This is a genomic window from Streptomyces sp. NPDC087859 (assembly GCF_044742595.1).
GTDB lineage: Bacteria > Actinomycetota > Actinomycetes > Streptomycetales > Streptomycetaceae > Streptomyces > Streptomyces canus_F.
In genome coordinates this window covers 162,555-186,557 of sequence record NZ_JBIUUU010000002.1, presented here as the reverse complement: position 1 = coordinate 186,557, position 24,003 = coordinate 162,555, and the positions used below count along the sequence as shown (strand labels likewise).

Sequence of the window (24,003 nt, the reverse complement as noted above, 5' to 3'; positions counted from 1 at the left end):
CCTGCCAACTCGCCGATGTTTCGAAGAGGTCTCAACTCACCTGCACGGGTGATGCGCGCCACGGCGCGAGCCACCGGCGCATAGATATATGTGAGCGCGCCCTGCGATTCGTCTGTCTTCGTACGGTGATGCCCCTGATGCCAGTGGGGCTGATGGGGTTTGCGTCCCACCTGTACGCAGCGGCGCCGAATCCTCATAAGGTAAGAAGCATTCGAAGCCGGTGGTGGTCACAAGGAGGACTGCGGTGAGCGAGACGAGCCCCAAGCTGCGCGCCGAGCTGGAGGGGATTCCCACCTACAAGCCGGGCAAGCCCGCAGCGGCCGGCGGCCCGGTCGCCTACAAGCTGTCCTCCAACGAGAACCCCTATCCGCCGCTGCCGGGCGTGATGGAGAGCGTCACGGCCGCGGCCTCGTCCTTCAACCGCTACCCGGACATGGCCTGCACAGGCTTGATGAACGAGCTGTCGGAGCGCTTCGGTGTCCCGCTCTCCCACCTGGCCACCGGCACCGGCTCGGTCGGTGTCGCCCAGCAGCTCATCCAGGCGACCTCGGGCCCGGGCGACGAGGTCATCTACGCCTGGCGGTCCTTCGAGGCGTACCCGATCATCGCGCAGATCAGCGGAGCGACCTCGGTGAAGGTCCCGCTGACGCCGGGCGATGTGCACGACCTGGACGCCATGGCCGACGCCATCACCGACCGGACGCGCATCGTCTTCGTCTGCAACCCCAACAACCCGACCGGCACCGTGGTGAAGCGGGCCGAGCTGGAGCGCTTCCTCGACCGGGTGCCGAGCGATGTGCTCGTGGTGCTGGACGAGGCGTACCGCGAGTTCATCCGGGACACCGAGGTGCCGGACGGCGTCGAGCTGTACCGCGACCGGCCGAACGTCTGCGTCCTGCGGACCTTCTCCAAGGCGTACGGTCTGGCCGGTCTCCGGGTCGGCTTCGCGATCGCCCACGAGCCGGTGGCGGCGGCGCTGCGCAAGACCGCGGTGCCCTTCGGTGTCAGCCAGCTCGCGCAGGACGCGGCGATCGCCTCGCTGCGTGCCGAGGACGAGCTGCTCGGCCGGGTGGGCTCGCTGGTGTGTGAGCGCAACCGGGTGGTGGAGGGCTTGCGGGGGCAGGGCTGGACGGTGCCCGAGACCCAGGCCAACTTCGTGTGGCTGCGGCTGGGGGAGCGCACGGCCGACTTCGCCGCGGCGTGCGAGCGGCAGGGTGTGGTGGTCCGGCCGTTCCCGGGTGAGGGTGTGCGGGTCACGGTCGGGGAGACCGAGGCGAACGACATCTTCCTGAAGGCGGCGGAGGGGTTCCGCAAGGAGCTCTGAAGCACCGCCGGGAGACCTGCCGCACGGCGGCCGCTTCAACGAGATGTCGAAGCGGCCGCCGTGTGCGTTCCCGTGACGCAGGAGACACGACCCCCCTGCCCTTCGTCGAAAACCAGTACGGCATACTGGGCTTGTGAATGTGAACGCGTTCACAAGCGTGTCCCGGTTGCTCCAATGATGTGTGTGACATAAGGGGCAAACTGCCGTACCACGGCGACCTAAGGAGACTGACGACGTGGACCTGGCTTTGGCGCCGGAGACACTGGCGCGCTGGCAGTTCGGCATCACCACCGTCTACCACTTCCTCTTCGTTCCCCTGACGATCTCGCTGGCCGCCCTCACGGCCGGACTGCAGACCGCCTGGGTGCGCACGGAGAAGGAGAAGTACCTCAGGGCGACGAAGTTCTGGGGCAAGCTCTTCCTGATCAACATTGCGATGGGTGTGGTCACCGGCATCGTGCAGGAGTTCCAGTTCGGCATGAACTGGTCCGACTACTCGCGCTTCGTCGGTGACGTCTTCGGCGCCCCGCTCGCCTTCGAGGCGCTGATCGCCTTCTTCTTCGAGTCGACCTTCATCGGTCTGTGGATCTTCGGCTGGGACAAGCTGCCCAAGAAGATCCACCTGGCCTGCATCTGGATGGTCTCGATCGGCACGATCCTGTCGGCGTATTTCATCCTCGCGGCCAACTCGTGGATGCAGCACCCGGTCGGCTACCGGATCAACGAGGCCAAGGGCAGGGCCGAGCTCACCGACTTCTGGCTGGTCCTGACCCAGAACACCGCGCTCGCCCAGGCCTTCCACACCCTCTCGGCGGCGTTCCTCACCGGCGGCGCCTTCATGGTCGGCATCTCCGCCTTCCATCTGCTGCGCAAGAAGCACATCAGTGACATGAAGACCTCGCTGCGGCTCGGTCTGGTCACCGTCGTCATCGGCGGCATGCTCACCGCGGTCAGCGGCGACACCCTCGGCAAGATCATGTACGAGCAGCAGCCGATGAAGATGGCCGCCGCCGAGGCGCTGTGGGACGGCGAGAAGCCGGCGCCCTTCTCGGTCTTCGCCGTCGGCGACGTCGACAAGGGCCACAACAGGGTCGCCATAGAGATCCCGGGTCTGCTGTCCTTCCTGGCCAAGGACGACTTCACCTCGTACGTCCCGGGCATCAACGACATCAACAAGGCCGAGCAGGAGAAGTACGGGCCCGGCGACTACCGGCCCAACATCCCCGTCGCCTACTGGGGCTTCCGCTGGATGATCGGCTTCGGCATGACGTCCTTCGCGATCGGCCTGCTCGGGCTCTGGCTGACCCGCAAGAAGTTCCTGCTGCCGCAGGCCCTGAGGGTCGCCGACGACGAGGTGCCGCATCTCGTGCTGCTGCCCAGGGGCAAGAAGGCCCTCGGTCCGAAGCTGACCAAGTGGTACTGGCGTATCGCCGTTCTCACCGCGGGCTTTCCGCTGATCGCCAACTCCTGGGGCTGGATCTTCACCGAGATGGGCCGTCAGCCGTGGGTCGTCTACGGCGTCCTGCGGACCCGCGACGCGGTCTCCCCCGGTGTCTCCCAGGGCGAGGTCCTCACCTCGATGATCGTCTTCACCTCGCTGTACGCCATCCTCGCCGTCGTCGAGGTCAAGCTGCTCGCGAAGTACATCAAGGCCGGCCCGCCCGAACTCACCGAGGCCGACCTCAACCCGCCCACGAAGATCGGCGGCGACACCCGTGACGCCGACAAGCCGATGGCTTTCTCGTACTAGGCCGAGGGGGATCGAGTCATGGAACTTCACGACGTCTGGTTCGTGCTCATCGCCGTCCTGTGGACCGGCTACTTCTTCCTGGAGGGCTTTGACTTCGGGGTCGGCGTCCTCACCAAGCTGCTGGCCCGGAACCGGCCCGAGAAGCGGGTGCTGATCAACACCATCGGCCCCGTGTGGGACGGCAACGAGGTCTGGCTGCTCTCGGCGGGCGGCGCGACCTTCGCCGCCTTCCCCGAGTGGTACGCCACGCTCTTCTCGGGCTTCTACCTGCCCCTGCTGCTGATCCTGGTCTGCCTCATCGTCCGCGGTGTCGCCTTCGAGTACCGGGTGAAGCGTCCCGAGGAGAACTGGCAGCGCAACTGGGAGACCGCGATCTTCTGGACCTCGCTGCTCCCCGCGTTCCTGTGGGGCGTCGCCTTCGGCAACATCGTCCACGGCGTGAAGATCGACAAGAACTTCGAGTACGTCGGCACCGTCTGGGACCTGCTCAACCCGTACGCGCTCCTCGGCGGGGTGGTGACGCTGACGCTGTTCACCTTCCACGGAGCGGTGTTCACCGCGCTCAAGACGGTCGGCGAGATCCGGGAGCGGGCGCGGAAGCTGGCGCTTCAGGTCGGACTCCTGACGGCCGTGTCGGCGCTCGTCTTCCTGCTGTGGACGCAGGTCGAGAGCGGTGACGGCAAGAGCCTGGTCGCCATGGTCGTGGCGGTGGCCGCCCTGGTCGCCGCCCTGGTGGCCAACCAGGCCGGGCGCGAGGGCTGGTCGTTCGCGTTCTCGGGCGTCACCATCGCGGCCGCCGTGGCGATGCTCTTCCTGACGCTCTTCCCGAACGTCATGCCGTCCTCGCTCAACGAGGACTGGAGCCTCACGGTCACCAACGCCTCGTCGAGCCCGTACACCCTGAAGATCATGACCTGGTGCGCGGTGATCGCCACGCCGGTCGTGATGGTCTACCAGGGCTGGACCTACTGGGTGTTCCGCAAGCGGATCGGTACGCAGCACATCGCGGCGGACGTCGCGCACTGAGTCCGAGCCGGGGTGCCCGGGTTGGGGCATGTTTCACGTGAAACATGCCCCACCAATCCCGCTGAGAAGAGGGTGTGTTTCACGTGAAACCGATCGATCCGCGTCTGCTGCGATACGCCCGCGCCACCCGTCTCTTCATGGTGGCGGTCGTGGGCCTGGGTGCCGTCGGGGCGGCGCTGGTCATCGCCCAGGCGATGCTCATCGCCGAGGTGGTCGTCGGCGCCTTCCAGCACGGTCTGTCGGTCGGTGAACTGCGCACTCCCCTGCTGCTGTTGGTGGCGGTCGCGGGGGGACGGGCGCTGGTCTCCTGGCTCACCGAACTCGCCGCGCACCGGGCCAGTGCGGCGGTCAAGTCCGAGCTGCGGGGCCGACTGCTGGAACGGGCCGCAGCGCTCGGACCCGGGTGGCTGAGCGGGCAGCGGACGGGGTCGCTGGTCGCGCTCGCCACACGAGGCGTCGATGCCCTCGACGACTACTTCTCGCGCTATCTGCCGCAGTTGGGCCTTGCGGTGGTCGTACCGGTGGCGGTGCTGGCGCGGATCGTCACCGAGGACTGGGTCTCGGCGGCCATCATCGTCGGCACCCTCCCCCTCATCCCGCTCTTCATGGTGCTGATCGGCTGGGCCACACAGTCCCGGATGGACCGTCAGTGGCAGCTGCTGTCCCGGCTGTCCGGGCACTTCCTGGACGTCGTCGCCGGGCTGCCGACCCTGAAGGTGTTCGGACGGGCCAAGGCGCAGGCCGACTCGATCCGGCATATCACCGGCGAGTACCGGCGGGCGACCATGCGGACGCTGCGGATCGCCTTCATCTCCTCCTTCGCCCTGGAGCTGCTCTCGACGCTGTCGGTGGCGCTGGTCGCCGTGACGATCGGCATGCGGCTCGTGCACGGCGAGATGGACCTGTACCTCGGCCTGGTCATCCTGGTGCTGGCGCCCGAGGCGTACCTGCCGCTGCGGCAGGTGGGGGCGCAGTACCACGCGGCGGCGGAGGGGCTGGCCGCGGCCGAGGAGATCTTCGAGGTACTGGAGACGCCGGTGCCGGCGTCGGGCACCCGAGCCGTGTCGGCCGGTGCGCTGACCTTCGACAGGGTCACCGTCCGCTATCCCGGCCGGTCCGGAGACGTCGTCTCCGACGTGTCCTTCACCGTCGAGCCCGGGGAAACCGTCGCGCTCGTCGGACCGAGCGGCGCGGGCAAGTCGACGTTGCTGAACGTGCTGCTGGGGTTCGTGCCGCCCGCCGAAGGCCGGGCACTGGTCGGGGGAGTCGATCTCACCGAGGCCGATCTGGAGGAGTGGCGGTCGCGGATCGCGTGGGTGCCGCAGCGGCCGCATCTGTTCGCCGGGACGATCGCCGAGAACGTACGGCTGGCACGCCCCGACGCGGACGACACCGCCGTACGGCAGGCGCTCGGGGACGCGGGCGCGCTGGAGTTCGTCGACGCGCTGCCGCAGGGCGCCGACACCGTGCTCGGGGAGGACGGGGCAGGGCTGTCCGCCGGTCAGCGGCAACGGCTCGCATTGGCAAGGGCGTTCCTCGCGGACCGGCCGGTGCTGCTGCTCGACGAGCCGACGGCGGCGCTCGACGGGGCCACCGAGGCGGAGGTCGTGGCGGCGGTACGGCGGCTGGCCGTGGGGCGGACGGTGCTGCTCGTCGTTCATCGGCCGGCGCTTTTGGGCGTGGCGGATCGGGTGGTGCGGCTGGAGGAGGCTGTTGCTCCCGGTCGTACCGAGGCCGTGGCGAAGGCGCCTGCGGCTCGTAGCAACGAAGAGCGGTCCTTCGACACCGATGGGGTGTCCTCCGAGGAGGCCGTGCCCGGCGATCCGGCAGCGGCCGCGCCCGCCCGTGGCGTCCTCGCCCGTGTCCGTGCCATGGCCGCCCCCCGGCGCGGGAGCCTCGCGCTCGCCCTGCTCCTCGGGAGCCTCGCTCTCGGCAGTGCCGTCGGGCTCATGGCCACCTCCGGGTGGCTCATCTCGCGGGCCTCGCAGCAGCCGCCGGTGCTGTATCTGATGGTGGCCGTGACGGCGACGCGGGCCTTCGGGATCGGGCGGGCCGTCTTCCGGTACGCGGAGCGGCTCGTGTCCCACGACGCCGTGCTGCGGATGCTCGCCGACACCCGGGTCGCCGTGTACCGGCGCCTTGAGCGGCTGGCGCCCGCCGGACTGCGCCGGACCCGCCGCGGTGATCTGCTGTCGCGCCTCGTCGCCGATGTCGACGCCCTGCAGGACTACTGGCTGCGCTGGCTGTTGCCCGCCGGTGCGGCTCTCGCGGTGTCCGCCGTGTCCGTGGGCTTCACCGCCTGGCTGCTGCCCGAGGCCGGTGCCGTACTCGCCGTCGGGCTGCTGGCGGCCGGGGTCGGGGTGCCGTCGGTCACCGGTGCGGTGGCCCGGCGGGCGGAGCGGCGGCTGGCCCCCGCACGCGGAGTACTGGCGACGCGCGTGACCGATCTGCTCACCGGGACCGCCGAACTGGCCGTCGCCGGCGCCCTGTCCGCCCGTACGGCCGATGCGCGGCAGGCAGACGGGGTGCTCGCCCGGATCGCCTCGCGCGCCGCCACCGCCACCGCGCTCGGCGACGGGCTCACCGCGCTGGTCTCCGGTCTGACCGTCGCCGCCACCGCCCTCGTGGGCGCCCAGGGAGTCGCCGACGGACGGCTGAGCGGCGTCACCATGGCCGTCGTGGTCCTCACCCCGCTGGCCGCCTTCGAGGCCGTCCTCGGGCTGCCGCTCGCCGTGCGGTACCGCCAGCGGGTCCGCAAGAGCGCGGAGCGCGTGTACGAGGTGCTGGACGCCCCGGAGCCGGTACGGGAGCCGGAGCGGCCGCGGGAGGCACCCGCGTCGCCGTTCCCGGTCGTCGTGCAGGGTCTGTCCGCGCGTTACGCCGGGCAGGGGCGGGACGCCCTCGCCGGGCTGGACCTGACCCTCACCCAAGGCCGTCGGATCGCCGTCGTAGGGCCGTCCGGGTCCGGCAAGACGACCCTCGCGCAGGTGCTGCTGCGGTTCCTGGACGCGGAGGCCGGCTCGTACACGCTGGGCGGCGTGGACGCGTACGCGCTGGACGGAGACGACGTACGGCGGTTCGTGGGGCTGTGTGCCCAGGACGCGCACCTCTTCGACAGTTCACTGCGCGAGAACCTGCTGCTCGCCAAGAAGGACGCCACCGAGGACGATCTGCGTGACGCCCTGGGGCGGGCCCGGCTGCTGGAGTGGGCCGACGGTCTGCCGGACGGCCTGGACACGTTGGTCGGCGAGCACGGTGCGCGGCTGTCCGGGGGCCAGCGGCAGCGGCTGGCGCTGGCCCGCGCGCTGCTGGCCGACTTCCCCGTCCTCGTGCTCGACGAGCCGGCCGAGCATCTCGACCTGCCCACCGCCGACGCGCTCACCGCCGACCTCCTGGCCGCCACCGAGGGGCGTACGACGCTGCTCATCACCCACCGGCTGGCCGGGCTGGAAGGAGTGGACGAGGTGATCGTGCTGGACGGGGGACGTGTGGTGCAGCGGGGCTCGTACGCGGAACTGGCCGCCGTGCCGGGGCCGCTGCGAGGGATGGTGGAGCGGGAGGCGGAGTCGGAGGTGCTGGCACTCACCGCGTGAGCCGCTGCCTGACACGCTCGACTTTCTGTATCAAAGGGGACTAATTACGCTCGGCTCATGTCCGACGCACCGGCTCCCGGTCCCCCGCCCGCGACTCTCCCGACCGAGCTGGCCGCGCGGGTGCCGCAGTTGCTGGAGGCGATGCGGTCCGTCGGCAGCGGCCTCGAGCTGCACTCCACGCTGGAACGGATCTGCGAGACCGCGGCCACGCTGACGGAGGCCCGGTACGCGGCCATCGGCGTCGTCGACGAGGACGGCCGGGGGCTGGCCGACTTCGTCTTCCACGGCGTGGACGAGGCGACCGCCCGGCGTATCGGACGGCTGCCGGACGGGCGCCGGGGGCTGCTCGGCGCGCTCATCCGCGACCCGGAGCCGGTCCGCCTCACGGACCTCACCCGCGATCCGCGCTCCTGCGACTTCCCCGAGCACCACCCATGGATGCGCAGCTTCCTCGGCCTCCCGATCCGGGTCCAGGGCGAGATCTTCGGAAACCTGTATCTGACGGAGAAGCGCGGCGACGGGCCGTTCAACGACGACGACCTCGACATGGTCCGGGTGCTCGCCACGGAGGCCGGCATCGCCATCGGCAACGCCCGGCTGTACGAGGCCGCCCAGCAGCGTGAGCGGTGGATCGACGGGTCGGTCGCCGTCACCACCGCCCTGCTGTCCGGCGGGCACGTCGACGACGCCCTCCAGGTCGTCGCGGAGCAGACCCGACGGCTGTCGGGGGCGACAGCGGGGATCGTGCTGCTGCCCGCCGACGAGGGCGGCCTGGAGGTCGCCGCGGTGGCCGCGGACCAGCCGTCGAACCTCCTGGGCACGGTCGTCCCGCCGGAGAGCAAGCTCGTCGCCGAACTCCTCGACGGACAGGCCGTGTTCATGGACGACGCGGCCGCCGACCCGCGCATGATCTCCCCCCTCGCGCGCGGCTACGGGCCGACCATGATGCTGCCCCTGCACAGCGACGGCCGTGTCCTGGGCGCTCTCGTCACACCCCGCGCGCGGGGCGAGCGGCCGTTCACGGAGTCGGAACGCACCCTCGCGATCCAGTTCGCCTCGCAGGCCGCCCTAGCGCTGATGATGGCCGACGCGCAGCGCGACCGGGAACGGCTCGCGGTCTACGAGGACCGCGACCGGATCGCCCGTGACCTGCACGACCTCGTCATCCAGCGGCTGTTCGCCACCGGCATGATGCTGGAGAGCGCGCAGCGCGGGTCGGTCGTGCCCGATGTGCGCGAGGGGGTCGGCAAGGCCGTCGATGCCCTCGACGTCACCATCCAGGAGATCCGCACCGCGATCTTCGCGCTGCAACAGGGGCCCGCCGAGAAGCCCGCGGCGCTACGCACACGCGTGCTGCGGGAGATCAACACCGCCGCCGTGCCGCTCGGCTTCAAACCCTCCCACCGCTTCGTCGGCCCGGTCGACACCCTCGTCGGCGATCTCACCGGCAAGAACCTCATCGCGGCCCTGCGCGAGGCTCTCTCCAACGCCTCCCGGCACGCCAAGGCCTGTCGTATCGACGTCGTCGTCGACGCGACCGCGCTCCTGCCGGGTGGACGCAAGGGCGTACGCCTGACCGTCGCGGACGACGGCGTCGGCATCCCCGAGGACGGCCGGCGCAGCGGCCTGAAGAACCTCAGGAGGCGCGCCGAGTCGCTGGGCGGCGACAGCCGGCACGGGCCGGGCATCGGGAAGGACGGCGGCGGCACGACGGTGGTGTGGGAGGCACCGCTCGACTGAAGAGCTGGCCCGTGAGCCACCTACCCCGTGACGGGCCGTCAACCTCGATTCCGAGCAGGCCTGTTCGGTCGTACGACTGCGCCGAACGGGGCTGTGATTCCCCCGGCTGTACGACCTGAACGTGCCACTGTCCCGCGCTCGGGCCACGATCGCTGATATGCGACTGCCCTGGCGCCATCCCCTGCTCGTCCCGGCCGTCCTGTGCGCGCTCGCCGTGCTCGCGGCCCGCCCCACCGACGCGGCGGAGAAGAGGCGCGACGGCGCTGACCCCGGGATCAGTGCCCAGGTGGCGCGGCTGTACGAGGACGCGGCCGTGGCGACACAGCAGTACGAGAAAGGCCGGGTGGAGGCGGAGGCGCAGCGCGTCCAGGCACAGCGGTTCGAGGCGCTGCTGGACCGGGAGCGGCGGGACATCGCCGTCCTGCACGAGGACCTGGGCCGGATCGCCCGCACTCAGTACCGCGACGGTGGCGGTCTTCCGCTCACCGCGCAGATCATCCTCGCCGGCAGTCCGGAGGAGCTGATGCGCGGTCAGCAGGTCTTCTCCCAGGCGAATCTGGCCGTGAACAACTCCATCGAGAAGAGCCGGCGTGCCGAGGAGCGGCTCGCGAAGGACGAGGCGAAGGCCGTGGCGGCGTGGCAGTCGCTGGAGAAGCGGAAGGCGGAACTCGCCGGTCTGAAGTCGGACATCGAGCAGAAGCTCGAAGAAGCGCGCCTTCAGTTGCAGGGCCAGGCGGACGCGTCGGTCGCCGCGGGTGCCTGCCGGGGTGCCGTCCGGCTGGACCAGCCCCCGACGCAGGTCGTGGGCGCCTGGGTCGCGCCGGTGGAGACGTACGCACTGTCCGCGGGCTTCGGCAGCGGCGGCTCGCGGTGGGCGAACCGGCACACCGGACAGGACTTCGCGGTGCCGATCGGCACGCCCGTGCGGTCGGTCGGCGCGGGCCGGGTGGTGAAGGTGTCCTGCGGGGGCCCGTTCGGCATCGAGATCGTGATCGAGCAGGCGGGCGGCTACTACACGCAGTACGCCCATCTCGCCGCCGTCACCGTCGACCAGGGGGACCAGGTGGTGCCGGGGCAGTGGATCGGCCAGTCGGGCACCAGCGGCAACTCCACCGGACCCCACCTGCACTTCGAGGTCCGGGTCACACCGGAGCTGGGCTCGGCGGTGGACCCGGTGCCGTGGCTGGCGGCACGCGGCGTCCCCCTCGGTTAGCGCCGCGCCAGCAGCTGCTCGATCACGACCGCCACCCCGTCCTCGTTGTTCGCCACCGTCCGCCCCGAGGCCGCGGCGATCACATCGGGGTGGGCGTTGCCCATCGCGTACGACTGGCCTGCCCAGGTCAGCATCTCCACGTCGTTCGGCATGTCCCCGAACGCGACGACCTCCTCGTGGGAGATACCGCGTTCGGCGCAGCACAGGGCGAGCGTGCTGGCCTTGGAGACGCCGGGGCCGCTGATCTCCAGCAGGGCGCTGGGGCTGGAGCGGGTGACGTTGGCGCGCTCACCGATGGCGAGACGGGCGAGGGTGAGGAAGGCGTCCGGGTCGATCGTGGGGTGGAAGGCGAGGATCTTGAGGACCGGCTCGTCGGCTCCGGGACCGTCCGGCGCGAGCAGCTTCTCGGCCGGCTGGAGTTCGTCGGGGATCTCCATGTGCAGCTTCGGATAGTCCGGCTCCTGATGGAAGCCGTACGTCTGCTCCACCGCGTACACGGTGCCACGCGCCGCGTTGCGCAGCAGCTGTACGGCTTCCAGCGCGTTGTCCCGCGCCAGCTCCCGCACCTTCACGAACCGGTGGGCGCCGGGGCCGCCGTGCAGGTCGACCACCGCGGCGCCGTTGCCGCAGATCGCCAGGCCGTGCCCGTGGACGTGGTCGCTGACGACGTCCATCCAGCGGGCGGGGCGGCCGGTGACGAAGAAGACCTCGATGCCCGCCTCCTCGGCGGCGGCGAGGGCGGCGACCGTGCGCGGGGAGACGGACTTGTCGTCGCGCAGCAGGGTGCCGTCGAGGTCGGTGGCTATCAGGCGCGGCGGGACCGTGGAGGCCGGGGTCTCGGGCTGTCGAGTCGCTGAGGTCACTCGCTCATTCTCCCGCATATGCCCGCACGGTCGTGCGAGAGCCTGCACATGTGAGTAGTTACCGCCCCCACCGGGCCGATCACGCTCCGTCGCCCCGGCCCAGCTGTGCCGGTGCCTCCATGGCGATCTGCTCGAAGACCTTCTCGTCCGCGGCGAAGTCCGAGTCGGCGATCGGCCAGTGGACGACGATCTCCGTGAAGCCCAACTCCCGGTGCCGTCCCGCGAAGTCGACGAACGCGTCGAGCGACTGCAGCGGCCGGGCGCGGTCCGGGGTGAATCCGGTGAGCAGGATCTTGTCCATCCCGGTCACATCACGGCCGATCTCCGCGCATGCGTCGGCGAGCTTCTCGACCTGGCCGCGAATGGCTTGAATCGACTGTTCAGGAGTGCCGTTCTCGTACAGCTTCGGGTCGCCGGTGGTCACCCACGCCTGCCCGTGACGGGCGGCCAGCCGCAGCCCGCGCGGACCGGTGGCCGCGACCGCGAAGGGCAGCCGGGGCCGCTGCACACAGCCCGGGATGTTCCGTGCCTCGTGAGCCGAGTAGAAGTCGCCCTCGTAGGACACCGAGTCCTCGGTCAGCAGCCGGTCCAGCAGCGGGACGAACTCCGCGAGCCGGTCGGCACGCTCGCGCGGCGTCCACGGTTCCTGGCCGAGGGCCGTGGCGTCGAAGCCGGTGCCGCCCGCGCCGATACCGAGGGTGACCCGGCCGCCGGAGATGTCGTCGAGGGAGATCAGTTCCTTGGCGAGGGTGACCGGGTGGCGGAAGTTCGGCGAGGTCACCAGGGTGCCCAGCCGCAGATGGTCGGTGACGGCCGCCGCGGCGGTCAGTGTCGGCACGGCACCGAACCACGGGCCGTCCCGGAAGCTGCGCCAGGACAGATGGTCGTAGGTGTAGGCGGTGTGGAAGCCGAGCTGCTCCGCACGCTGCCATGCCTCACGACTCCCCTCGTGCCAGCGGCGGTACGGGAGGATCACGGTGCTCAGACGCAGACTCATGATTCGAGCGTATGCGGACCCGCCCGTTTCACGTGAAACAGTGACTGACAGTCACCGCCCGGTCATCGCCCTTGGCTGCTGAGCCATGGGCTGAGTCCGACCAGGATGAACTCCTTGTGCACGCGGTCGCCCGGCAGCGGGACCATCAGATAGTTGCCCGGCGGGAAGCGGCGCACCTTGACCCATGCGTGGCCGTCGTAGAGGGCGCGGAGGAAGGCCGGCACGTCGTCGCGGGCGATGTCGGGGCATTCGACGCCGTCGACGGTGATCAGCGCGTCGTCGTCCGGGAAGAGTCGTACGTCCACCTGGGGCCGGCCACCGAGCTCGACATAGGCCTCGTGCGGCAGGGAGCCGTCCGGGTCGGTGGTGACGCCGACGCCCGCGGCGCTGCGGCGCGAGGTCTGGTCGGCGCCGATGTCGTGGGTCACCTCGATCTCGAGCGCGTACTCGGCGGCGAGGGCGCGCAGGGCTGCGACGGCGGCCTCGGTGGTGGGGAGGTGGGTTCCGCTGTGGTCCATACCACTGATCATGCCGGAGAGACCGGTCAGTGGGGCGCGGGAAACCTCAGGTACTCCGGCGGCACCGCCTTCGTCAGCCATACTCCGTTCGCGCTGACGTGGAAGACGTGGCCGTCGCGGTGCATCGCACCCGTGTCCACGGAGAGCACGACGGGCCGGCCGCGGCGGGCGCCGACGCGGGTCGCCGTCTCGCGGTCGGGTGAGAGATGCACGTCGTGGCGGTTCATGGGCCGGAGGCCCTCGGCGCGGATCGCGTCCAGGTAGCGGTCCACGGTGCCGTGGTAGAGGTACGGCGGTGGGGTCGCCGGGGGCAGTCCGAGGTCCACCTCGATGCTGTGGCCCTGGCTGGCGCGGATTCGGGCGCCTTCGATCGCGAAGCGCTTCTTGTCGTTGGCGGCGACCACATGGTCCAGTTCCTCGCGGGTGAACCGGAAGCCGTGCGCGGCGGCAGCGGCGATCAGTGCGTCGATCTCGACCCAGCCGGCCTCGTCGAGGACGAGGCCGATCCGCTCGGGTTGATGGCGCAGGTGTTTCGAGAGGTACTTCGACACCTTCACGGTGCGTCTTTCGTCCATCCGCTCAGCATGACGGGAGAGACGCGCATCACGCATTTTGTTTTGGCATGGAGGTTTGATCCACAACCAAGTGTAGTTATCCACAGGCTACTTGGCGTTTCTGTGGACAACTCACCGTCATGTCAGCCCTGTTCGTCAAGATCGGCTGGGGCCAATCGCTTTGACGTGAGCGCGTCCAACCCCCTTGCCCGCACCTCCCGTTCAGCCGCAAGCGCGATGAACTCCGCCACGTCCTCCGCGCCAACCAGCCCCTCCACCGCCCGCATTGTCTCCTCGGGCAGCGACACGGAGCGTGACGAAATCCGCTCCATTGGCCCCTTGCCCGTGTCCAGGTGCTGCCGCAGATGACGTACCGCCAACAGCCGCATCGCACGGGCGAGTTCCGCGTCCACCGTCTGTTGGGCGAGCGGCCGCAGCCGGCGTACGAGTGAGGCCGCTTCGGCCGCGTCGGCGTCGGTCGGTCGGTGGGGTCCGTCGAGGTAGCGGGCGAAGACGTGCTCGGTGGTGAACTCCAGGAAACGGGCGGCGATGTGCTCGACCTGACCCCTCAACTCCCTTAGATGGCCGGAGATGGCCGACAGCGGCACCCCTGCCGCGTGCAACTCGACCGCCACGGCCAGCTCTTGGGGGCTCGGAACAAGGAAGCAGTCCTCGTCGTCGGGCACCGGCTCCAGCACACCGAGCTCCACGGCGTCGGCGATCGCCGCGTCGTCGGGAGTGCCGCCGAACCGCTCCTCCAGCTCGGCGCGCGAGATCTGTACCGCCGCCTCGTCGCTCCACGGTCCGTCGACCTCGGCGACCAGCCCGAGCACCCCGCCGAGGCCGCGACCGGTGTCCCAGGCCTCCAGGAGCTCCTTGATGGAAGCCAGGGTGTAGCCACGGTCGAGGAGCTCGGCTATCTGGCGCAGGCGGACGAGGTGGGCGTCGGAGTAGAGGTTGGCGCGGCCGCGGCGCTCGGGACGGGGGAGCAGGCCGCGGTCCTGGTAGGCGCGGATGGTGCGGACGGTGGCGCCGCTGAGGTGCGCGAGGTCCTCGATCCGGAGCGCCGGTACCTCACTCACACGAGCCCCCTCTGGATGCCGTTCATACCGCCCGGCGGAGCAGAGGCCCGAAGGACGACGTCACGCCGGAGAACCGGCCCAGGGTCCTCACAGCGGTGGCTCCAGCCGTGCGATCGCCCGCAGCGCGCGCGGTGCGACCCGGGACAGCAGGCGCGCGCCGCGGGCCTCGGGTGTCACCGGTACCACCGCCTCGTTGCGCACGACCGCCCGCAGGATCGCGTCGGCGACCTTCTCCGGCGGGTAGTTCCGCAGTCCGTACAGCCGCGCGGTCCGCTTCTGGCGGCGCTTCTCCTCGTCGGCGTCCACCCCGGCGAAGCGCGCGGTCGAGGTGATGTTGGTGTTGACGATGCCGGGGCAGATCGCGCTCACCCCGATCCCCTGCCCGGCCAGCTCCGCGCGCAGGCACTCGCTGAGCATCAGCACCGCCGCCTTGGAGGTGCTGTAGGCGGGCAGCGCCTTGGAGGGTTGATAGGCGGCCGCCGACGCGGTGTTGACGATGTGGCCGCCCTGTCCGCGTTCGGCCATCTGCCTGCCGAACAGCCGGCAGCCGTGGATGACTCCCCACAGGTTGACGTCGAGGACCTTCTTCCAGTCCTCGGGGCTGGTGTCGAAGAAGGAGCCGCCCAGGCCGATCCCGGCGTTGTTCACCAGGACGTCCACCACGCCGTACTCGGCGGCGACCTTCGCGGCGAGCTTCTCCATGGCCTGCTCGTCGGAGACGTCGACGGTCTCCGCCCAGGCCTCGGGGGAGCCGATCAGCCGGGACATCTCGGCGGTACGTGTCGCGCTCTCGGCGTCCCGGTCCACGGCGATCACTCGGGCGCCGGATTCCGCGAACGCGTAGGCGGTCGCCCGCCCGATGCCGCTGCCCGCACCCGTGACCAGCACGAGCTGCCCGCCGAAGCGGTCGGCGTACGTGCCGGTGACCGTCACCGCTTCGGGGCGCCCGCCTTCCACGGAGGTCACGAACTCCGAGATCCAGGAGGCTAGTTGGTCGGGCCGTGAGCGCGGTACCCAGTGCCGTGCCTGGAGGGTGCGTCGGGTCAACTGCGGGACCCACTGCTCCAGTTGGTCGTAGAGCCGCTCCGACAGGAACGCGTCGCCGAGCGGCGTGATGAGCTGCACGGGCGCGTGGGCGTACGCGTCCGGGCGTGGTCTGCGCAGGCGGGGACGGATGTTGTCCCGGTACAGCCACGCCCCGTGCGCCGCGTCCGTCGCCAGCGACGAGGTCGGGTAGCCGTCGCCGGGGACCCGCTCGACGCGCTCCAGGAGGCGCGGCCAGGCCTTGCCGAGCGGGCCGCGCCAGGCGAGTTCGGGCAGCACGGGCGTGTGCAGCGCGTACACGTACCAGGACTTGGCGCCCTGGCCGAGGAGCTGGCCGACGCGGCGCGGAGTGGGGCGCTTGATCCGGCCGTTGATCCAGTGTCCGAAGTGGTCCAGGGAAGGTCCGGACATCGAGGTGAAGGAGGCGATCCGGCCCTCGGTGCGCCGGACCGTGGTGAACTCCCAGCCCTGTACGGAGCCCCAGTCGTGCCCCACCAGATGCACCGGCCGGTCCGGGCTGACCGCGTCCACAACGGCCAGGAAGTCGTCCGTGAGCTTCTCCAGGGTGAACCCCCCGCGCAGCGGTTGCGGTGCCGACGAGCGGCCGTGGCCCCGGACGTCGTAGAGCACGACATGGAAACGGTCCGACAGCCGTGACGCGACCTGCGACCACACCTCCTTGCTGTCCGGATAGCCGTGCACCAGGACGACCGTCGGCCACGACGGGTCCCCCAGCTCGGCGACACACAGCTCGACGCCGCCGGTCCGCACCCGGCGCTCGCGCGCATCCTCAAGAGTCACGCCGCTCACTCCCCCTCCGTCCAGCGCCGCACGTGCGGCAGATCGTCGTCCAGCCAGAACGCGCTCTGTTCGGGGTCCTCGGAGTCGGTGACGACGAGGATCTCCTCGAACTTCGCGCCCGTACCCCGGAAACCGAGGTGGGGTTCGACCGCCCACAGGCCCGGCCGCGGCGGATGGTCGGAGAAGCGGTACGGCGACCACAGCGGCGACCAGCCCTCGCGATGTCCGTGCAGCGCGTCGGCCGCCAGGCCCTTGAGGGACTGGGTGCCGAAGCCGAAGACCTTGGGCGACCAGCGGCGCTCCTTCACCCGGTCCACCTTGTGCGCGATCACCCCGAAGGGATACGCGCGGTGCCGGTTGGCGTAGCCCTGGCGGACCATGAGGCGGTCCACGTCCTGGTAGATCTCGCGCAGCGACCGCCGCTCACGCACCTCGGAGAGGATCAGCTCGCGGTGCGCCCGGAGGTCGTCCATCAGCCTGTCCTGCACCGGGTTCACGCCCAGCGAGCCCGAGTAGCCGATGTCCGCCGTGAAGCCCTCGTACACCGGGGCCATGTCGAGGATGAACGGCATCCCCGGCTCCAGCCTGCGGTTGGTGGGGAAGAACTGCAGCGGGACGCGGAAGTTCACGAACGCCGTGCGGTCCCCGAACCAGGCGAAGGGCAGATGGAACCAGTCCCGCACCCCGCGCTCGCCCAGCCACTCGCGCTGCATCCGCGCCGCCTCACGCTCGGTCACCCCCGGCTCTAGGCGGGCCGCGACTGCCTCGGCGCACTCGTACGCCAGCCGCTGGACCTTTCTGAATCCCCGCAGTTCAGCGGCCCGTTCGTCTGTCACTGCCGTCGTCATGCCACTCCGCCCCACCCAGTCCACGCCGACTGCGCTACGTGTCCGTAACTTGACAGCACCGAATGTGACAGTTGTTAGAGGCAGCGTCAATAGGCGGGTCGCGGCCTGTGGAAAACGCCTCCGCGTAGCTCTCAGGCATGGCATCCCCTACGGGCCCGTACATCTGGAGGCTGACCCGAAGACAGCTCTGCGGTGTGACGACCGGCGTGGCGCGGGTCACTACCTTCGAAGACGTGACTGTGATCGCGACCGAAAGCCTGAGCAAGCGGTTCCCCCGGGTGACCGCGCTTGACCGGCTCTCCGTCGACGTCGGGCCCGGTGTGACCGGACTCGTCGGAGCAAACGGAGCCGGCAAGTCCACCTTGATCAAGATCCTGCTGGGTCTGTCCCCCGCCACCGAGGGCCGTGCCGAAGTGCTCGGACTCGACGTCGCCACCAAGGGCGGCGCCATCCGCGAGCGCGTCGGGTACATGCCGGAGCACGACTGTCTGCCGCCCGACGTCTCGGCGACCGAGTTCGTCGTCCACATGGCGCGCATGTCCGGCCTGCCGCCCGCCGCCGCCCGCGAACGCACCGCGGACACGCTGCGCCACGTCGGGCTGTACGAGGAGCGGTACCGCCCCATCGGCGGCTACTCCACCGGCATGAAGCAGCGCGTGAAGCTGGCCCAGGCCCTGGTCCACGACCCGCAGCTGGTCTTCCTGGACGAGCCGACCAACGGCCTCGACCCGGTCGGCCGCGACGACATGCTGGGCCTGATCCGGCGCATCTACACCGACTTCGGCATCTCGGTCCTGGTCACCTCGCACCTGCTGGGCGAACTGGAACGTACCTGCGACCACGTCGTCGTCGTGGACGGCGGCAAGCTGCTGCGCTCCAGCTCCACCACCGACTTCACCCAGACCACGACCACCCTCGCGATCGAGGTCACCGACACCGACGCGCACCCCGACGGCACCCGCGCGGTGCGAGAAGCGCTCCACGCGCGCGGGGTGGAAGTCCTCGACGCGAACAGCGCCCTGCCGGGCGCCGGCCACATCCTGCTGCTGACCGCACAGGGCGAGGAGACGTACGACGTCGTCCGGGACGCGGTCGCCGACCTCGGCCTCGGCCTGGTCCGCATGGAGCAGCGCCGGCACCACATCTCCGAGGTCTTCACCGACGACCAGGACACCAGCGAGCAGCGGAAGGAGGCCGTCGGCCATGGCAGTTGAGCAGCCCCTGTCGACACCGGTCGCGACACCGGGTGACCAGACCCGCATCCACAACATCGGCTACCGCACCTACGACGGCCCCCGCCTCGGCCGCTCCTATGCCACCCGCTCCCTCTACTCGCAGTCCCTGCGCGGCTCCTACGGCCTCGGCCGCTCGGTGAAGTCCAAGGTGCTGCCGATGCTGCTGTTCGTGGTGATGTGCGTGCCCGCGGCCATCATGGTCGCCGTCGCGGTCGCCACCAAGGCCAACGACCTGCCCGTCGACTACACGCGCTACGCGATCGTCATGCAGGCCGTCATCAGCCTCTACATCGCCTCCCAGGCACCCCAGTCCGTCTCGCGCGACCTGCGCTTCAAGACCGTGCCGCTGTACTTCTCGCGACCGATCGAGACCGCCGACTACGTCCGTGCGAAGTACGCGGCGCTGGCCTCGGCGATGTTCATCCTCACCGCCGCCCCGCTGCTTGTGCTCTATGTGGGCGCGTTGCTGGCCAAACTGGACTTCGCCGACCAGACCAAGGGATTCGCGCAGGGACTGGTCTCGGTGGCACTGCTCTCGCTGCTGTTCGCCGGCATCGGCCTGGTCATCGCCTCGGTCACCCCGCGCCGCGGCTTCGGCATCGCGGCCGTGATCGCCGTCATGACCATCTCCTACGGAGCGGTCTCCACGCTCCAGGCGATCGCCGACGCCCAGGGCAGCTCGGACGCCGTCCCGTGGATCGGCCTGTTCTCCCCGGTCACCCTCATCGACGGACTGCAGACCGCGTTCCTCGGCGCGAGCTCGGCGTTCCCCGGCGCGGTAGGTCCTTCGAACGGCGAGGGCGTGGTCTACGTCCTGGCCGTCCTCGGCCTCATCGCCGCCTGCTACGGCCTGCTGCTGCGCCGCTACCGAAAGGTCGGACTGTGACCACGCTCAACATCGACCACGTCTCGCGCTGGTTCGGCAACGTGGTCGCCGTCAACGACATCACCATGACGATCGGCCCCGGCGTCACCGGCCTCCTCGGACCCAACGGCGCCGGAAAGTCCACCCTGATCAACATGATGGGCGGCTTCCTCGCCCCCTCCACCGGCACCGTCACCCTCGACGGCCAGCAGGTGTGGCGCAACGAGAACATCTACCAGCACATCGGCATCGTCCCCGAGCGCGAGGCGATGTACGACTTCCTCACCGGCCGCGAATTCGTCGTCGCCAACGCCGAGTTGCACGGTCTGGGAGCCAAGGCCGCCCAGAAGGCGCTGGCCACGGTCGAGATGGAGTACGCGCAGGACCGCAAGATCCAGACGTACTCCAAGGGCATGCGTCAGCGCGTGAAGATGGCCAGTGCCCTCGTCCACGACCCGTCGCTGCTCCTCCTCGACGAGCCCTTCAACGGCATGGACCCGCGTCAGCGCATGCAGCTCATGGACCTGCTGCGACGCATGGGTGACGAGGGCCGCACGGTGCTGTTCTCCTCCCACATCCTCGAAGAGGTCGAGCAACTCGCCTGGCACATCGAGGTCGTGGTGGCCGGACGCCACGCGGCCAGCGGTGACTTCCGCAAGATCCGCCGCCTGATGACCGACCGGCCGCACCGCTATCTGGTGCGCTCCAGCGACGACCGCGCCCTCGCGGCCGCGCTGATCGCCGATCCGTCGACGTCCGGCATCGAAGTCGACCTGGCGGAGGGTGCGTTGCGCATCCAGGCCGTCGACTTCGGCCGTTTCACCGCGCTGCTGCCCAAGGTCGCCCGCGACCACGGCATCCGGCTGCTCACGGTCTCGCCGTCCGACGAGTCCCTCGAGTCCGTGTTCTCGTATCTGGTCGCGGCGTAGGAGGCCCACGATGTACGACCCCACAGTCGCCCGACTCACCTACCGGGCCCTGCTCGGCCGGCGCCGGGCCCTCATCCTGGGCGCCCTGCCCGCTCTGCTCATCCTGATCTCCGTGATCGTGCGGGCTCTGGTGGGCGCCGACGACCAGACCACGGCCGACCTCCTGGGCGGCCTCGCGCTGGCCACGATGGTGCCGATCATCGGTGTCATCGCCGGCACGGGCGCGATCGGCCCGGAGATCGACGACGGCTCGGTGGTGTATCTGCTGTCCAAGCCGATCAAACGGCCGACGATCATCTTCACCAAGCTGATCGTCGCGGTCGCCGTGACCATGGTGTTCTCGGCGCTGCCGACCCTGATCGCGGGCTTCATCCTCAACGGCAACGGCCAGCAGGTCGCCGTCGCCTACACGGTGGCCGCGCTGGTCTCCTCCATCGCCTACGCCGCGCTGTTCCTGCTGCTCGGCACGGTGTCCCGGCACGCGGTGGTCTTCGGCCTCGTCTACGCCCTTGTCTGGGAGGCACTGTTCGGCTCCCTGGTCGCCGGGGCGCGCACGCTCAGCGTCCAGCAGTGGTCGCTGGCGGTGGCTCAGAAGGTCGCCGGCGGGGACCTGGTCACCTCGGACGTGGGGCTGACGACGGCCACGGTGCTGCTGGTCGCGGTGACCGTGCTCGCCACCTGGTACGCGGGACAGAAGCTGCGGACTCTGACGCTGGCGGGCGAGGAGTAGACGCCGGGCTTATTGACAGGGACTTCACCACTGCCCGGGCAGACTGGGCACAAGGGGATGCACCGCGAGGAGGAACGGGGATGGCGGACGCGCACTACGACGGGCGGGCACGATCCGGGGACGACACCTGGGACGGCCTCGTCCTGGACGAGGACTTCATACGCTCGGCGGAGTCCTCCGAGCCGTCCGCCCGGGCCCGGATGCTCGCCGCCCGCTGGCGCGGCGAGAAGCCCGAGCCGCAGCCGTGGCGTTCCGACGAGCCGCCCGCGGGCTGGTTCTTCAGCAAGGCGCGCCGCAAGTGGTGGCGGCGGTAGGCGAACAACCGGCCGCCTTTAATCAGTGGCGTCCAACTCGGCGTACGGGCACGATGGTTGTGTCCACGCCGGACAGTGACTCCGGCGCCACGTTCTGGGAGAGGAGTTGGGCGATGTCCATGCACGACAGTACGTCCAGCTCCCTTCAGGGCAGTCCGCGGCGGGTTCCGGTGTAGTTACGCCACCGTCGGACCCGCTCGCAGGGGAGCTGCCCGGGGCGGCCGCTTCGAGCACGCGATGTCGCTCTCGCGTGGGCCGCCCACCCGGAGGATTGGCCGAGTGGAAAGGCACCGGCTTGCTAAGCCGCGGTCGGGGGAAACCCCGCGCACGTTCGATCCGTGCATCCTCCGCAAGACACTGTCACCGAGACTGAGCGGGACTTGAACCCAGGGACGAGTGCACCAACCCAGGGGCGCGGGGAACTGCGCGACCAGCCGGAGACGGCCCGCAGTTCACCACAGCCTCAACCCAGCAGACGCTCCAGGACCACGGCGATCCCGTCGTCCTCGTTGGACGCGGTGACCTCGTCGGCCACCGCCTTGAGCTCCTCGTGCGCGTTGCCCATGGCCACACCCCGAGCCGCCCACCCGAACATGGGCACATCGTTCGGCATATCGCCGAAGGCGATCGTGTCCGCGGCCTTCAGACCGAGCCGACGGGCAGCCAGCGACAACCCCGTCGCCTTCGACAACCCCAACGGCAGCAGCTCAACAATTCCCGCACCGGCCATCGCGACGTTCACGAACCCACCCGCGGCCCGCCGGGACGCCTCCGCCAGCTCGTCGTCCGACAGCTCCGGATGCTGGATGTAGATCTTGTTCAGCGGCGCGGACCATAGATCGGCCGCATCCGTGAACGGCGTCGCAGGCAGGTCCCCGGTGAGCGCATATCCCTGCCCCACCAGCACGGCACCGTCGAGACCGTCCCGGCTCGCCGCGAGGTACAGCGGCCCGACCTCCGCCTCGATCTTGGCCAGCGCGACCCCCGCCAGCTGCCGGTCGAGCGTCACCGACGTCAGCAGCCGATGCTCCCCGGCGTGGTACACCTGCCCACCCTGCCCGCAGACCGCGAGCCCCTCGTAGCCGAGGTCGTCGAGGATGTGCCGCGTCCACGGCACCGCGCGGCCGGTGACGACGATGTGCGCCGCACCGGCCTCGGTCGCCGCCGCGAGGGCAGCACGCGTGCGCTGAGAGACCGACTCGTCGGAGCGCAGGAGCGTTCCGTCGAGGTCGGTCGCGATCAGCTTGAAGGGAAACTCAGCGGCCGTACTCACTTGGCAACGGGCTCCAGCACCTCACGCCCGCCCAGGTACGGACGCAGCACCGGCGGCACGTACACGGAGCCGTCGGCCTGCTGGTGGTTCTCCAGGAGCGCCACGATCGTGCGCGGTACGGCGCACAGCGTGCCGTTGAGCGTCGCGAGCGGCTGCACCTTCTTGCCGTCACGCTGGCGCACCGACAGACGGCGGGCCTGGAAGCTGTCGCAGTTGGACGCCGAGGTCAGCTCGCGGTACTTGCCCTGGGTCGGGATCCACGCCTCGCAGTCGAACTTGCGGGACGCCGACGCACCGAGGTCGCCCGAGGCCACGTCGATGACCTGGAAGGGCAGCTCGAGGCCGGTCAGCCACTGCTTCTCCCAGTCCAGGAGCCGCTGGTGCTCGTTCTCGGCGTCCTCGGGGGCGACGTACGAGAACATCTCGACCTTGTCGAACTGGTGCACGCGGAAGATGCCCCGCGTGTCCTTGCCGTAGGTGCCGGCCTCGCGGCGGAAGCACGGCGAGAAGCCGGCGTAGCGCAGCGGCAGCTTGTCGGCGTCGAGGATCTCGTCCATGTGGTACGCGGCGAGCGGGACCTCGGAGGTGCCGACCAGGTAGTAGTCGTCCTTCTCCAGGTGGTACACGTTCTCCGCGGCCTGGCCGAGGAAGCCGGTGCCCTCCATGGCGCGCGGTCGGACCAGCGCGGGGGTGAGCATCGGGATGAAGCCGGCCTCGGTGGCCTGGGCGATCGCCGCGTTGACGAGGGCGAGCTCCAGGAGCGCGCCGACACCCGTCAGGTAGTAGAAGCGCGAGCCGGAGACCTTCGCGCCGCGCTCGACGTCGATGGCGCCCAGCGACTCGCCGAGCTCCAGGTGGTCCTTGGGCTCGAAGCCCTCGGCGCCGAAGTCCCGGATGGTGCCGTGCGTCTCGAGGACGACGAAGTCCTCCTCGCCGCCGACGGGGACGTCCGGGTGGACGAGGTTGCCGAGCTGGAGGGCGAGGCGCTTGGTCTCCTCGTCGGCCTCGTGCTGCTCGGCGTCGGCCGCCTTGACGTCGGCGGCCAGCTGGCCCGCCTTCTTCAGGAGCTCGGCCTTCTCGTCGCCGGAGGCCTTGGGGATGAGCTTGCCGAGGTTCTTCTGCTCGGAACGCAGCTCGTCGAAGCGGACGCCGGACGACCTGCGCCGCTCGTCGGCAGACAGGAGGGCGTCGACGAGCGCGACGTCCTCTCCACGGGCGCGCTGGGACGCGCGCACTCGGTCGGGGTCCTCACGGAGCAGGCGAAGGTCAATCACGCGGCCAAGGCTACCGGTGCCTGGTGAGAG

20 protein-coding genes and 1 tRNA gene are annotated in these 24,003 nt (G+C 70.1%); 12 read left to right on the top strand and 9 right to left on the bottom strand.

Annotated elements, in window-relative coordinates:
* Window positions 1–244: 244 nt before the first annotated feature.
* The 6 genes from hisC (at window position 245) to ACIOHP_RS04720 (ending at window position 10,646) form a co-directional block, all read left to right on the top strand.
* Window positions 245–1,324: a histidinol-phosphate transaminase gene (gene hisC, locus ACIOHP_RS04745; RefSeq protein WP_401883437.1), complete on the top strand. Its 1,080-nt coding sequence runs from the start codon at window positions 245–247 to the stop codon at window positions 1,322–1,324.
* A 235-nt stretch (window positions 1,325–1,559) separates the two neighbouring features.
* The gene (locus tag ACIOHP_RS04740; protein WP_401883434.1) at window positions 1,560–3,074 is read left to right on the top strand and encodes a cytochrome ubiquinol oxidase subunit I; all 1,515 of its coding nucleotides are present in this window, start codon (window positions 1,560–1,562) and stop codon (window positions 3,072–3,074) included.
* Between the two features lie 18 nt (window positions 3,075–3,092).
* Window positions 3,093–4,100: a cytochrome d ubiquinol oxidase subunit II gene (gene cydB, locus ACIOHP_RS04735; RefSeq protein WP_361558622.1), complete on the top strand. Its 1,008-nt coding sequence runs from the start codon at window positions 3,093–3,095 to the stop codon at window positions 4,098–4,100.
* Window positions 4,101–4,183: 83 nt separating this feature from the next.
* The gene (gene cydD, locus ACIOHP_RS04730; RefSeq protein ID WP_401883430.1) at window positions 4,184–7,693 is read left to right on the top strand and encodes a thiol reductant ABC exporter subunit CydD; all 3,510 of its coding nucleotides are present in this window, start codon (window positions 4,184–4,186) and stop codon (window positions 7,691–7,693) included.
* Between the two features lie 57 nt (window positions 7,694–7,750).
* Window positions 7,751–9,433: a GAF domain-containing sensor histidine kinase gene (locus ACIOHP_RS04725; protein WP_401883427.1), complete on the top strand. Its 1,683-nt coding sequence runs from the start codon at window positions 7,751–7,753 to the stop codon at window positions 9,431–9,433.
* 157 nt (window positions 9,434–9,590) lie between these two features.
* Window positions 9,591–10,646: a peptidoglycan DD-metalloendopeptidase family protein gene (locus ACIOHP_RS04720; RefSeq protein WP_401883424.1), complete on the top strand. Its 1,056-nt coding sequence runs from the start codon at window positions 9,591–9,593 to the stop codon at window positions 10,644–10,646.
* Here the strand turns inward: ACIOHP_RS04720 and ACIOHP_RS04715 are convergent.
* The 7 genes from ACIOHP_RS04715 to ACIOHP_RS04685 form a co-directional block, all read right to left on the bottom strand.
* Entirely contained in the window at window positions 10,643–11,509 is an 867-nt protein-coding gene (locus ACIOHP_RS04715; RefSeq protein WP_401883421.1) for a Cof-type HAD-IIB family hydrolase, read from the bottom strand. The two genes, ACIOHP_RS04720 and ACIOHP_RS04715, sit on opposite strands and share 4 nt — an antisense overlap.
* A 79-nt stretch (window positions 11,510–11,588) precedes the next feature.
* Window positions 11,589–12,506 (bottom strand): LLM class flavin-dependent oxidoreductase, encoded by a 918-nt coding sequence (locus ACIOHP_RS04710; RefSeq protein WP_361558637.1) that lies wholly within the window; start codon window positions 12,504–12,506, stop codon window positions 11,589–11,591.
* A gap of 62 nt (window positions 12,507–12,568) precedes the next feature.
* A complete protein-coding gene (locus ACIOHP_RS04705; protein WP_401883418.1) occupies window positions 12,569–13,024 on the bottom strand; it encodes a hypothetical protein in 456 nt (151 codons plus the stop codon).
* Window positions 13,025–13,050: 26 nt separating this feature from the next.
* Window positions 13,051–13,599: an RNA 2'-phosphotransferase gene (locus tag ACIOHP_RS04700; protein ID WP_401883416.1), complete on the bottom strand. Its 549-nt coding sequence runs from the start codon at window positions 13,597–13,599 to the stop codon at window positions 13,051–13,053.
* A gap of 122 nt (window positions 13,600–13,721) precedes the next feature.
* A complete protein-coding gene (locus ACIOHP_RS04695) occupies window positions 13,722–14,660 on the bottom strand; it encodes a MerR family transcriptional regulator (RefSeq protein ID WP_401883414.1) in 939 nt (312 codons plus the stop codon).
* An 87-nt stretch (window positions 14,661–14,747) separates the two neighbouring features.
* Window positions 14,748–16,505 carry an SDR family oxidoreductase gene (locus ACIOHP_RS04690; RefSeq protein ID WP_401883411.1) on the bottom strand — a complete coding sequence of 586 codons (1,758 nt, stop codon included), beginning with the start codon at window positions 16,503–16,505 and terminating at the stop codon, window positions 14,748–14,750.
* A 5-nt stretch (window positions 16,506–16,510) separates the two neighbouring features.
* Window positions 16,511–17,353, bottom strand: coding sequence for a M24 family metallopeptidase (locus tag ACIOHP_RS04685; RefSeq protein ID WP_401883409.1), 843 nt, complete (start codon window positions 17,351–17,353; stop codon window positions 16,511–16,513).
* 239 nt (window positions 17,354–17,592) lie between these two features.
* On the opposite strand from ACIOHP_RS04685, the gene ACIOHP_RS04680 reads away from it, so the two are divergent.
* The 6 genes from ACIOHP_RS04680 (at window position 17,593) to ACIOHP_RS04655 (ending at window position 21,776) form a co-directional block, all read left to right on the top strand.
* Entirely contained in the window at window positions 17,593–18,567 is a 975-nt protein-coding gene (locus tag ACIOHP_RS04680) for an ABC transporter ATP-binding protein (protein ID WP_046256587.1), read from the top strand.
* The gene (locus ACIOHP_RS04675; RefSeq protein ID WP_361558655.1) at window positions 18,557–19,474 is read left to right on the top strand and encodes an ABC transporter permease; all 918 of its coding nucleotides are present in this window, start codon (window positions 18,557–18,559) and stop codon (window positions 19,472–19,474) included. Before ACIOHP_RS04680 ends, ACIOHP_RS04675 begins: the two co-directional genes overlap by 11 nt.
* Window positions 19,471–20,382, top strand: coding sequence for an ABC transporter ATP-binding protein (locus ACIOHP_RS04670; RefSeq protein ID WP_361558658.1), 912 nt, complete (start codon window positions 19,471–19,473; stop codon window positions 20,380–20,382). Before ACIOHP_RS04675 ends, ACIOHP_RS04670 begins: the two co-directional genes overlap by 4 nt.
* Window positions 20,383–20,392: 10 nt before the next feature.
* A complete protein-coding gene (locus ACIOHP_RS04665) occupies window positions 20,393–21,112 on the top strand; it encodes an ABC transporter permease (protein WP_361558661.1) in 720 nt (239 codons plus the stop codon).
* Between the two features lie 80 nt (window positions 21,113–21,192).
* Window positions 21,193–21,426, top strand: a complete 234-nt coding sequence (locus ACIOHP_RS04660) for a hypothetical protein (protein ID WP_046256450.1) — start codon at window positions 21,193–21,195, stop codon at window positions 21,424–21,426.
* Window positions 21,427–21,691: 265 nt separating this feature from the next.
* A tRNA-Ser gene (locus tag ACIOHP_RS04655) sits at window positions 21,692–21,776 on the top strand.
* A 113-nt stretch (window positions 21,777–21,889) separates the two neighbouring features.
* Here the strand turns inward: ACIOHP_RS04655 and ACIOHP_RS04650 are convergent.
* The gene (locus ACIOHP_RS04650; protein WP_361558664.1) at window positions 21,890–22,699 is read right to left on the bottom strand and encodes a Cof-type HAD-IIB family hydrolase; all 810 of its coding nucleotides are present in this window, start codon (window positions 22,697–22,699) and stop codon (window positions 21,890–21,892) included.
* Complete coding sequence (gene serS / locus ACIOHP_RS04645; protein WP_046256448.1) at window positions 22,696–23,973, bottom strand: serine--tRNA ligase; 1,278 nt, start codon at window positions 23,971–23,973, stop codon at window positions 22,696–22,698. The genes ACIOHP_RS04650 and serS overlap by 4 nt, the downstream gene beginning before the upstream one ends.
* Window positions 23,974–24,003: the final 30 nt, after the last annotated feature.

Bases quoted from the DNA above. Each gene is read 5' to 3' on its own strand.
- cydB (WP_361558622.1), top strand. From the start codon at position 3,093: ATGGAACTTCACGACGTCTGGTTCGTGCTCATCGCCGTCCTGTGGACC.
- ACIOHP_RS04725 (WP_401883427.1), top strand. From the start codon at position 7,751: ATGTCCGACGCACCGGCTCCCGGTCCCCCGCCCGCGACTCTCCCGACC.
- ACIOHP_RS04720 (WP_401883424.1), top strand. From the start codon at position 9,591: ATGCGACTGCCCTGGCGCCATCCCCTGCTCGTCCCGGCCGTCCTGTGC.
- ACIOHP_RS04710 (WP_361558637.1), bottom strand. From the start codon at position 12,506: ATGAGTCTGCGTCTGAGCACCGTGATCCTCCCGTACCGCCGCTGGCAC.
- ACIOHP_RS04705 (WP_401883418.1), bottom strand. From the start codon at position 13,024: ATGGACCACAGCGGAACCCACCTCCCCACCACCGAGGCCGCCGTCGCA.
- ACIOHP_RS04700 (WP_401883416.1), bottom strand. From the start codon at position 13,599: ATGGACGAAAGACGCACCGTGAAGGTGTCGAAGTACCTCTCGAAACAC.
- ACIOHP_RS04685 (WP_401883409.1), bottom strand. From the start codon at position 17,353: ATGACGACGGCAGTGACAGACGAACGGGCCGCTGAACTGCGGGGATTC.
- ACIOHP_RS04675 (WP_361558655.1), top strand. From the start codon at position 18,557: ATGGCAGTTGAGCAGCCCCTGTCGACACCGGTCGCGACACCGGGTGAC.
- ACIOHP_RS04665 (WP_361558661.1), top strand. From the start codon at position 20,393: ATGTACGACCCCACAGTCGCCCGACTCACCTACCGGGCCCTGCTCGGC.
- ACIOHP_RS04660 (WP_046256450.1), top strand. From the start codon at position 21,193: ATGGCGGACGCGCACTACGACGGGCGGGCACGATCCGGGGACGACACC.